Source organism: Methylacidimicrobium tartarophylax, assembly GCF_902143375.2.
Lineage (GTDB): Bacteria > Verrucomicrobiota > Verrucomicrobiia > Methylacidiphilales > Methylacidiphilaceae > Methylacidimicrobium > Methylacidimicrobium tartarophylax.
In genome coordinates this window covers 1-9,751 of record NZ_CABFVA020000020.1, presented here as the reverse complement: position 1 = coordinate 9,751, position 9,751 = coordinate 1, and the positions used below count along the sequence as shown (strand labels likewise).

The following is a 9,751-nucleotide window of genomic DNA, read 5'->3' as shown; positions in this document are numbered from 1 at the left end:
CTCGAGCCGGTCGACTTTTTCGAGTTTCCGGCGGACCTCGGAGGCCGAAAGAAAATTATCCGGACGAAGCACCTCTCGAGAAGTCACCGGCATGAGCTCGATGAATCGGAGAAGGAGGCCGCGTTGCGCCGCAAAATCGAGCAACGGCTCGATCTGATCCTCGTTGCGATGGCGCAGCAGGACCGCGTTGAGCTTGATCAACGGAAAGCCGAGTTCACGCGCGGCTTCGATCCCCTCGAGCACCGGGCCGAGCTGGCCTCCGGTAATTTCGTAATAGCGCTTCGCGTCGAGGGCATCCAAGCTGATGTTGATTCCGGCAAGACCGGCTTCCCGCAATGGGACGGCCATGCCCGCCAGATGAGTGCCGTTGGTCGAGAGCCGCACGCTCTTCACCCCGGGAATTCTCACGATCTCACGCACCAGGTCGGGCACTCCCGGCCGGACGAGGGGCTCCCCGCCCGTGATACGGAAATCGGTGAACCCGAGTTCTACCGAGACGGCCACCGTCGCCAGGATTTCCTCGTAGCTCAGAAGAGCTTCCTTCTCCCTCCACCCGGCGAAATCCCGAGGAAAGCAGTAGAGGCAACGCTCGTTGCATCGATCCGTCACCGAAATCCGTAAATAATGGACGGATCGTCGAAAGCTATCCTGACAACTCACGTGCCTCTTTCTTGCCGCAAGAGATGAACCCGGTGAAACCAATGCGATCTCACCCGTAGCTCTTGAAAAACTTCTTTTTGGTTTCCTCGCTCCCGGACGGCTCCTGCGGAGACGCGATTGAACCGCCCGGCGTCGGCACGGCTGCGCCTGCGCGGAAGGGTTCCGAAGACTGCGGCGCGGAAGCCGCCGGCGCGCGCCCTCGGCCCTGGCTTGCCTCGACATACGCCAAGCGCAACTCGGTCAGAGCAGTACCAAGAAACGTCTGCTCGTGCGGCTGAAGATTGCCGCGGGTCTTCACTTCCAAGGCCTCCAGATGATCGATGAGCTCCCGCGCCTCCGGCAGCCGGGGCTCCATTGCCTCCATGCCCGGAAGAGGAATCCGTCCCAGCAGAACGAGCACATGCTCGATCTGCATCTGCAGATGGCGGGCGAAACGAGCCTGCACTTCCTCGTCGGAGAGTGAATGTTCCATATCCAACCAAACGATCTTTTCGGGAAAGACTCAACCGCTTTCTGTAAGGTCAGGCACCATTTCTCACAAGCTTTCTCCTGCGGCTTGCACCATGGCCTTGTCTGCTTCGTTGGGCTCGGTTTTCCATCCTTGCCGCGTCCTCACACAGCTCCGGCGGAAAACCAGCGCCGCGCCTCGCATCCAAACCCATTTGCGGCGCCTCGGCTACGAAATTTGTGAGAAATGACGGCTACGGCCGGACGATCCCTACCACATACCCTTTGGTCTCAAAATAAGACCGAAGAACGCGATTGACCTCATCCAGTCCCATCGCCCCTAAGCGATGGAGCCTCCGCTCGTCGTAATCCCAGCCCAAGCCCACGAGCTCGTGCAGAGCCGAACTCGTCATGATCGAAGCGGGATTCTGCCAGGACATCTTTTCCTCGCTAATCAGTTTCGCTCGAGCTCGTTCGAGTTCCTTCTCCGAAAGCCCCCCTTCGGCAAGGCGGATGATTTCCTCAAGCAAAATGCGTTCCACCTCTCCTTCCTTGCCAGGGGCGGTTCCTGCGTAGAAATAGAAATAGCCCGCCTGACGTCCCACGAAGCGAGAAGCGCTCACGAAATAAGCCAGACCCAATTCGTCTCGCACGCGGACGAAGAGCCGGCTGCCTAGGTCGGAAAGGGACTCCCCTACCACCGCAAGAGCCAACTGATCGGGATGAACCAGTTCCGGTATCGGGAAGGCGATCTCCACGATGGCTTGTTCCTTGCCCGGAACCCGTCTTTCGGCCCGTACGGGTTGCGAAAGACGAGGCGGCAAGGGAGGAGAGGGAAGGGTCGTGGCCGCACCCAACCGGGAAGCCATCGCCTGGACAATGACCGGCTGCCACTTCGCCGGGTCTACCGGACCCGCTCCCGCAAGAATCAGCCGATTCGTGAGAAGGACCTTGCGAAGAAAGTTCTCCACATCGGCCGCGTCAATCGAAGCAAGGCTCTCCTCCTTGCCTAAGACGTTGCCCCCGTAAGGGTGCTCCCCCCAGAGGGAGCGGCGAACGAGGTCGCGAGCGATGGAGAGCGGATCGTCTCGTTCAGCCTGAAGCAAGGAGAGCTGCTTTCGTTTTTCGGTGGCGATCTCTTCCTCCCGGAAGGCCGGTTCGAGGAGCATCTCCAGAAAGAGCTGCAACGCCGGCGCCCACTGGTCGCTCAAGACTTCCAGCGAGAGGCCCGCAGAATTATTTCCCGCGTCGGCTGCGATCGAGCCGCCGAGCTCCTCGACCTCTCGAGCGATCCTGGCCGCGGTCCGATTCCGAGTGCCCTTGAGGAGAAGCTGGGTGGAAAGAAAGCAGATCCCCTCTTTTCCCCTGGGCTCGAAAAGAAGTCCGCCGTCAAAGGCGGCACGGAAGAACTGGAGAGGCAGGCTGTCTTCGAGCGAAAGCATTCGAAATCCCCCGCCCACCTTCGTCAAAGACGGGGTGAGCCTACTTCCGGGATGCGTGCCGCCCCTCGATCCGTGCGCCGGGGGCTTGAAATCGAGAGGAACGAGGTCGATGCGATTTTCCTTCTGAGGCAAGAGATATTGGCGTGCCACTCGTTGCACCTCCTCGGCCGTCACACCAAGCAAGAGTCGCAAGAACGTTTCCTTCAAATAGGGATCTCGGGCCAACAACCAGCCGGAACCCACCGCTCCCGCCTTGCCCGCCATGGTCTTCAGGTCGGCGATCGAACGCGCGAGAGTCAACCGGCGAGCCAGAGTCAAGTCCGCTTCCGCCGGCAGCGACGCTCCGATCCCGTAAAGCTCTTCGCGGAGCCGAGCCGCCAACTTCTCCAGCCGCTCCGGTGCGCACCGCGCTTCGACGCCGAAGACCCCAGCCTCCGGTCCGGCGAACGTAAACGCCTCTACTTCTTCGGCCAAGCTCTCCTGTTCGACTAACTTTTGGTGCAAGATCGAACTCCGGCTCTCACCGAGGAATAAGGCGAGGACCCGAAGCGCGGCGGAGTCCGGATGACCGAACTCGGGGACGGGATAGAGGATGGCAATGCGCGCCAGCTCGCTCGGAAACGCTTTCCGAGCGTACCGTGCGGCGACTTGAACGGGTTCCGCGGGAAGAGGAGTGTCGGAGAGGAACCGACGCGACTCCCGGCCGAAACATTGCTCCGCCGCTTGAAAGACCTCATCCGGTTCCGCCGCGCCGGAGACGACCAGAAAGAGGTTTTGCGGCACATACCGCTCCCGATGATAGGCAACGACGTCCTCCCGGCTTAGTGCGTTGAAGAGATCGATCTGACCGATAATCGGAAACCGAACCGGATGTCTTAGGAACGTGGTTTCCAAAGCCGCCTGAAAGAGCTGGCTCTCGGGATCGTCCTCGACCATGGCGAATTCCCGACGGATCACATCTTTTTCCCGGGTAAACTCCTCCAAATCGATCTCCGGATGGAGCACGGCGTCGCCGAGGATGGGCAAGGCCTGCCGCCAGGACTCCGCCGGCAGATCGATATGATAGACGGTCCGTTCGTAAGTCGTGTAGGCGTTGAAGTGACCGCCAAGATCCTGAATCTCCTGGACCATCTGGATGCCGGTCCGCGTAGGAGTTCCTTTAAAGAGCAGATGCTCCAAGAGGTGGGAGATCCCCGAGCCAATCCAGCGGCCCTCATGGATGCTCCCGGTCGCGCACCAGCACTGGAGGGAGACCACCGGTGCGCGCATGTCCCGATTGACGAGCACGGTCAAGCCATTGGCCAACTCCTTCCGTTCTACCTCTAAAAGCGAGAGCGGTAACGGTTCTTCGGCCGCCGACGACGGGCCACTGGTCGATCGTAGTGGGGAACTCATGGCGATCCTCGGGGAGAAGAGCCGGCGGCGGAACCCCGCGACTCTCCTGGCCCCGCGTTTGTTTTTGTTATGCGGCCGGCGCCTTCTTCTTCGCTCGACCGGTCTTGCCGGCTTTCGTCTCCGTCTGGCCGGCCTTTCGCTTTCCTGCGGATCGGATCGCCCCGGCGGGACAAAACGGTTTTACAAACGCCGAGGTGAAGCTAAAGCCCTTTTTAAAATCTTTCCGCGTTCCCGCGCTCGCTTGGCCTAATACCCCGTAGGAAGCGAGGGTAAGGATTACGTCGCCCAGATCGCTGCAGTTCCGGATCCCCCATTCCCTCAAAACCAGTTTGCTCATGGGCCCGAATTCTCGAAGGGCATGCGCGCGCAAGGCTTCCAAAAGCTCCATGCCCGATGCAGCCGTCATTCGACGCTTTCCCTTGCGCTTCCCCCCCTTTTCCGTCGAATGCAGAGCCTCGCGAACAAAATAGTATGCCTCATCGACATATCGTCCATCCCGCTCGCAAATCTCCTCGACAATGCTGGCAAAGTTCCGCTTGCGCATATGTTTTAGTGCTCTCCCCTTCTCTCGAAACCTACGGATTATTGTGAAGAGGCTGTTCCACGAACCCCCGGCCGAGATCTTTGTTCCCAAAGGATTCACGCAAGAGCTTTACCATTCCGCCTAGCGTCAATACGACGAGCAGGAAGAAGACGAGCCCCTGCTCCCGACGGGTTAACCAGACGTCTCGACTCTTCCACCAAGCTCGCAGACCGGCCACCTTACTGCATATCTCTCCTGAACGGTTCCGTATTTCAAGCAGTTTTCCCGGAACCATTGTGCGGCAATGAACTAATCGCTTTCTCGCCTGCGATCCACTCCCACCGGTGCACAACCAAAGACCGAAGGCGAGACAAGGTTCGGAGAGCTCTTCCGCTTTTTCCTTGCTTTTCTCCTCCTCCCCGCAGATCTCATCGAGACGATGTCCGCATTCCGCATCCTTGCTCCCGCCAAGCTGTTTTCTCCCTGGCTTCTCGATGCGTTACGCGCCTCCCTCGGCTCCGAGATCTCCGTAGAAGCGTATGCAAGGGAGGAGGAGAGCCGGAATCTGGTTGCCTCCGGTTCCTTCGACCTTGCCGCACTCCCCGACACAACGCTTTTTTCCCTCTGCCGAGCGAACCTCCTCCTGCCTCTTGCCTCGGCCCTCTCTGCGCCGCTTCCGGCGGAGCCGCAATTCCTCCATCACTATTTCGATCCAGCCAACCAATATGCCTGGCCCTTCGGTTTCACCTTGCTGGCGATCGGTGGCCAGGGTGCGGCCGCAGAGGTGCCGAGCCATTGGAAGGAGCTTGCGGATGGGCGCATTCCGTTTCGGCCTCCTTCCTCCCCCCTCTTTTCCCGCTTTCTTTTCGCAGCTCTTGCGCATGGCTTCCCCCCGCTCCCCGGCTCCCTGGGCGGCCAAGCCGCTCCGGCTGCAACTCCCCAGGGCGAGAATGCCCGCATCGAAGTCGACTTCGTACAGCAGCTCGAAGCACGCGGGGCAGGCCCCGGCTGGATCGTCCGCATCCCCGCCGAAGGCTCTTGGATCCGGCTTTTCCACTGGGTAATCCCTCGGGGATGCGCCAATCCAAAGTTGGCGGGGACGGCTCTTCCAGAGATGTTTCGTCCCAGCAATCTTGGCCGTTACGCCTCGGAAGCCCTTCTTGCGGTCACCACACGGGAAGCGCGTCAAGCGGTCCCTACAGCGCTTCTCCATAATCCCAACGTCTACCCGGCCGAGTCCCTCCTCGACCGATCCGTCTTCGCTCGCGTAGACTGGCTCCCTTCATCGCCCGCCGCCGGTTGAGCGGCGCTCTCGGCTCCGCCCGGTCGGAGAAAGAGCGGAAGAAGGGGCGGAGAGCCAAGGGAAAGGAGATCGGCATCACATGCCTCGCTGGCGGGATCGGTTCGAACGCTTCGCGGTCGATGTTGTCTTAGAGCGTCGGGATGGAAAACGGGCGACACTCCTGCGGGGGCTGCTGTTCCTCTTATCCTTGCTCTATGGCCCGTTGGTCCGCCTCCGGCTCTGGCTCTACAACCGGAACTTCGTGCATTCCCACTCTCTAGGGTGCCTGGTCATCAGCGTCGGCAATCTCACGGTGGGAGGAACGGGGAAGACCCCTGTGGTGGAAAAGCTTGCTCGAGAACTGACTCGCGCGGGCCGCCGAGTCGCCATTCTCAGCCGCGGGTACAAGAGCGCATCGCGTCCGTTTTGGGCGCGATGGAGGCTAGCCGGCCAGGGGCAGCCTCATCCCGGCCCGCGCATCGTTTGTGATGGGAAGCGGGCTCTCCTCGGACCCCTTTTGGCCGGGGACGAACCCTACATGCTCGCCTCCAATCTGCAAGGGGTCGTCATCCTGACGGGGAAGGATCGCGTCCGCTCCGGCCTGACCGCGATCCGGCGGTGGGGGATCGACACCATTCTTCTCGACGACGGCTTTCAATATCTTCCTCTCAAAGAGCGGATCGACATCGTCCTGGTAGACCGAGAGACGCCGTTCGGCAATGGCTTCCTGCTCCCGCGCGGCACGCTCCGTGAGCCGATGAGACATATTCGTCGGGCGGATATCCTCCTTCTCACCAAGTGCGACGGCTCCCCGCTCGCCGACCTGAAATCCGAGCTGCGCCAATACAACCGACACGCCCCCATCATCGAGTGCGCCCACCTCCCGCGCTATCTCGCCCACGTGAGCACCGGAGAGAAACGCGGACTGAACTTCCTCCAAGGGCTGCGCGTCGTTGCCCTTTCCGGGATCGCGCGTCCCGAGAGCTTCGAGAACGGACTGCGAAAGCTCGGGGCCGAGATCGTCTACTCTCGGCGGTTTGCCGACCATCACCGGTTTGCCGAGCACGAACTTCTCCGCGTGATGGAGAGGGCAAAAGCCCGTTCCGCCGCTGCCATCCTCACGACCGAAAAAGACGCCGTTCGGCTTCCTTTCCTGAGCACCCCGCCTCCGGTCCCGATCTACTTTCTCCGCGTGGAAATCGAATTTCTCCATGGAGCCGAAGCTCTCCAAAGCCGTCTTCGTGAGAAAATGCGGGAACGGGAGCCCCTCGCTTTTTCCCCGCCCGGCCGCCCTTCCTCTGCCGTGGAGCAGCCGATGCTCAACGGAGCTCATCCCATCCTCCCGTGATTCCCCCCCCTTCCCTTCTGGTCCGCTCTCCCAACTGGTTGGGCGACGCCGTTCTGAGTCTCCCCGCGGTGGCAAGCCTCAAAAGGTGGCTCGGCGGAGGTCCCCTTGCCGTAGCCACTCCGGACAAATTACGCGCTCTTTGGGACCTCTGCCCGTTTGTCGATCGCGTCGTCGCTCTCGACCGACCTAACTGCCTCCTTTGCACGGCCCAAAGGCTGCGTGAAGGGAAATTCGAGGCTGCGCTCCTGCTGCCGAACTCCCCACGATCGGCTCTCGAGGCCCGCCTTGCCGGCATTCCCAGGATCTGGGGCAAGACGGCCTGGCCCCGATCCGTGCTCTTGAGCCGCCCTGTTCTGCGGGGAGAACCCGGAGAGACTTTCCCGCGGCAAGCCGCGAGCTACCTTGCCCTGGCCCAGGAGCTCGGAGCTTCGGGTTCCCTGGCGACACCCGAATTGCGTCCCATCGCCTCGTCGGGCCAACCGCCGGAGCCGGTCATCGCCTTCTGCCCGGGCGCCGAATATGGCCCGGCCAAACGCTGGCCGGCCGAATCCTATATGATCTTGGCTCGGCGACTGCATGCCGCCACGGGTTATCCCGTGCGCCTTTACGGGGCCGCCGGCGACCGGGAGATCTGCCGGCAGATCGCCTCGGCCGTTCCGGGTGTCGAGAGCTTAGCAGGTCAAACGAGCTTGGAAGAGTTTCTTTCGGCTCTTGCGCACGCCCGGCTTGTCGTCTGTAACGACAGCGGAGCCATGCATGTCGCGGCTCTTCTCGGAGTACCGGTCGTTGCCCTCTTCGGGTCGACGGATCCGGTGCGGACCGGACCTCTGGGAACGACCACCCGGGTCCTTTCCCATCCGGTACCCTGCGGTCCTTGTTTTCTGCGCACCTGCCCCAGAGACCTGGCCTGTCTGCGCCAAATCCATCCAGAGGCAGTTTTCTCCGCCTGCCTGGAACAACTGGGCTGCTCTCCGACCGTTTCTTCGTGAACGCCCCCAACGATCCCCAGGCTTCCCTGCCGCCACCGCTTCCCTCCCCGCCGAAGGGATCTCCTGAGGGAAACGCCGCCACGCACCGGGCGGCAGGGGTCGTGAGCCTCGCCGTCATGGGTTCACGGATCTTCGGCCTCATCCGCGAGCTTGTCTTTGCCGCTCTTTTCGGTGCAGGCAAGCTGCTCGACGCCTACCTTGCCGCCTTCCAAATTCCCAACCTTTTTCGCGATCTCTTCGCCGAAGGAGCTCTTTCCACTGCCTTTACGACCGTCTTTGCGAAGACATGGGAAACGCAAGGGAAGGCCAAGGCGTTTTCCTTGGCAAACCATCTGCTTGCGATTCTCTTGATCCTCCTCTCCGCGCTCTGCTTGGCGGGCATGCTCTTGGCTCCTCTCCTTGTCGAATTGACCAGCTTCGGCTTTCACGCCGTTCCCGGAAAGTTCGAGCTGACCGTGCGGCTCACACGAGTCCTCTTCCCCTTCATCCTCTTTGTCGCCCTGGCCGCGGTCGCCATGGGGATCCTGAACGCCGGACGGATTTTCGGTCTGCCCGCCTCGGCCTCGACCGCCTTCAACATCGTCTCCGTCGTTCTCGGGGTCTTTTTTGCCTATACGCTGGAACCCCAGCGCAACCTCAGTCATCCGTCGTTCGGGGAAGCCGGCGTCTTCGGAGTCTGCTTCGGCGTCCTCCTCGGGGGTCTCGCCCAGCTTTTGATTCAGGTTCCGGCCTTTCGCTGGATCGGCTACGCCTGGCGATGGGATCTCGACCTTTCGGACCCGAAGCTTCAAGAAATATGGCGTCTGATGATCCCCAGCGTGATCGCCGGAGCGGCCGTGCAAGTGAACGTATTGATCAACGGCATGTTCGCCTCGGAGATCAACGGAGGCCGCTCCTGGCTCAACTGCGCCTTCCGTCTCATGCAGTTTCCCATCGGGGTCTTCGGCGTGGCGATCGCCACCGTTACGCTCCCCACCGTCTCCCGTCAGCAGGCTCGAGCGGATCTCGACTCCTTTCGGCAGACGCTGCGCCACTCCCTTCGTCTCGGCCTCTTTTACACCGTCCCCGCCGCCGTCGGGCTGGCTGTCCTCTCCGAACCGCTGATCCGGCTCATCTACCAGCATGGCCGCTTCACCTCCTGGGATACCCACCAGACGGCGACGGCGCTGGCAGCATACACCCTCGGGCTTGCCGGTTACGCCGGGATCAAGATTCTCGCTCCCTGTTTTTACGCCCTCGACTCCCCGATGATCCCCCTCCGGGTCAGTCTCTTCGGCATCGGCCTCAACCTCGTGCTCAACTTCCTTCTGGTCAAAACGCTCTCCTTCGGTCACGTCGGCCTGGCTCTCACCACCTCGCTGGTCGCCCTTCTCAATTGCGCACAACTCTTTCTTTCCCTCGACCGCCGTGTCTTCCCGGGAGGCGTTCGGCACTGGCTTTCGTTCCTCTGGCGCTTAGCGATCGCCTCCGCCGCTTGCGGCATTACGGCCGGCTGGGTTGCCCGGGCTGCGGGACGCTCTCCCCTGCCTTCTGTTCCCATGGGCAGCGCACTGCTCGTCGCGGCGGCAGTCTCCTCCGGTGCCTTGGCCTTTTTCCTTTGCGCCCGCACTCTCCGCTTGGAAGAATGCCGCGAGGCCCTGGATCTTCTCCGCCGGCTTCTCCGGC

9 protein-coding genes are annotated in these 9,751 nt (G+C 61.6%); 4 read left to right on the top strand and 5 right to left on the bottom strand.

Features of this window, described 5'->3' with window-relative positions; genetic code table 11:
• From MAMT_RS02850 to MAMT_RS02830, 5 genes are all read right to left on the bottom strand, one after another.
• Window positions 1-660, bottom strand: a 660-nt coding sequence (locus MAMT_RS02850) for a GTP 3',8-cyclase MoaA (RefSeq protein WP_142659465.1), incomplete at its 3' end; no start/stop codon positions are given.
• A 49-nt stretch (window positions 661-709) separates the two neighbouring features.
• Window positions 710-1,132, bottom strand: coding sequence for a DUF1844 domain-containing protein (locus MAMT_RS02845; protein WP_142659463.1), 423 nt, complete (start codon window positions 1,130-1,132; stop codon window positions 710-712).
• A 229-nt stretch (window positions 1,133-1,361) separates the two neighbouring features.
• Complete coding sequence (locus tag MAMT_RS02840) at window positions 1,362-3,944, bottom strand: M16 family metallopeptidase (RefSeq protein WP_142659462.1); 2,583 nt, start codon at window positions 3,942-3,944, stop codon at window positions 1,362-1,364.
• Window positions 3,945-4,011: 67 nt separating this feature from the next.
• Window positions 4,012-4,488 carry a Minf_1886 family protein gene (locus tag MAMT_RS02835; RefSeq protein ID WP_142659459.1) on the bottom strand — a complete coding sequence of 159 codons (477 nt, stop codon included), beginning with the start codon at window positions 4,486-4,488 and terminating at the stop codon, window positions 4,012-4,014.
• A gap of 31 nt (window positions 4,489-4,519) precedes the next feature.
• Window positions 4,520-4,705 carry a hypothetical protein gene (locus tag MAMT_RS02830; protein WP_142659458.1) on the bottom strand — a complete coding sequence of 62 codons (186 nt, stop codon included), beginning with the start codon at window positions 4,703-4,705 and terminating at the stop codon, window positions 4,520-4,522.
• Window positions 4,706-4,906: 201 nt separating this feature from the next.
• Here MAMT_RS02830 and MAMT_RS02825 point away from each other — a divergent pair, with 201 nt between their 5' ends.
• The 4 genes from MAMT_RS02825 to murJ all read left to right on the top strand — a co-directional run.
• Window positions 4,907-5,770, top strand: a complete 864-nt coding sequence (locus MAMT_RS02825; RefSeq protein WP_142659456.1) for a type 2 periplasmic-binding domain-containing protein — start codon at window positions 4,907-4,909, stop codon at window positions 5,768-5,770.
• 79 nt (window positions 5,771-5,849) lie between these two features.
• Window positions 5,850-7,097: a tetraacyldisaccharide 4'-kinase gene (gene lpxK / locus MAMT_RS02820; protein ID WP_142659454.1), complete on the top strand. Its 1,248-nt coding sequence runs from the start codon at window positions 5,850-5,852 to the stop codon at window positions 7,095-7,097.
• Window positions 7,094-8,086: a lipopolysaccharide heptosyltransferase II gene (waaF, locus tag MAMT_RS02815; protein WP_142659452.1), complete on the top strand. Its 993-nt coding sequence runs from the start codon at window positions 7,094-7,096 to the stop codon at window positions 8,084-8,086. The genes lpxK and waaF overlap by 4 nt, the downstream gene beginning before the upstream one ends.
• Window positions 8,083-9,751 (top strand): murein biosynthesis integral membrane protein MurJ (gene murJ, locus MAMT_RS02810; protein ID WP_142659450.1); only part of this gene is annotated, 1,669 nt, incomplete at its 3' end. The genes waaF and murJ, both read left to right, overlap by 4 nt.

Excerpts from the sequence above, each read along its gene's own strand:
- MAMT_RS02845 (WP_142659463.1), bottom strand. The coding sequence starts at position 1,132 with ATGGAACATTCACTCTCCGACGAGGAAGTGCAGGCTCGTTTCGCCCGC.
- MAMT_RS02840 (WP_142659462.1), bottom strand. The coding sequence starts at position 3,944 with ATGAGTTCCCCACTACGATCGACCAGTGGCCCGTCGTCGGCGGCCGAA.
- MAMT_RS02835 (WP_142659459.1), bottom strand. The coding sequence starts at position 4,488 with ATGCGCAAGCGGAACTTTGCCAGCATTGTCGAGGAGATTTGCGAGCGG.
- MAMT_RS02825 (WP_142659456.1), top strand. The coding sequence starts at position 4,907 with ATGTCCGCATTCCGCATCCTTGCTCCCGCCAAGCTGTTTTCTCCCTGG.
- lpxK (WP_142659454.1), top strand. The coding sequence starts at position 5,850 with ATGCCTCGCTGGCGGGATCGGTTCGAACGCTTCGCGGTCGATGTTGTC.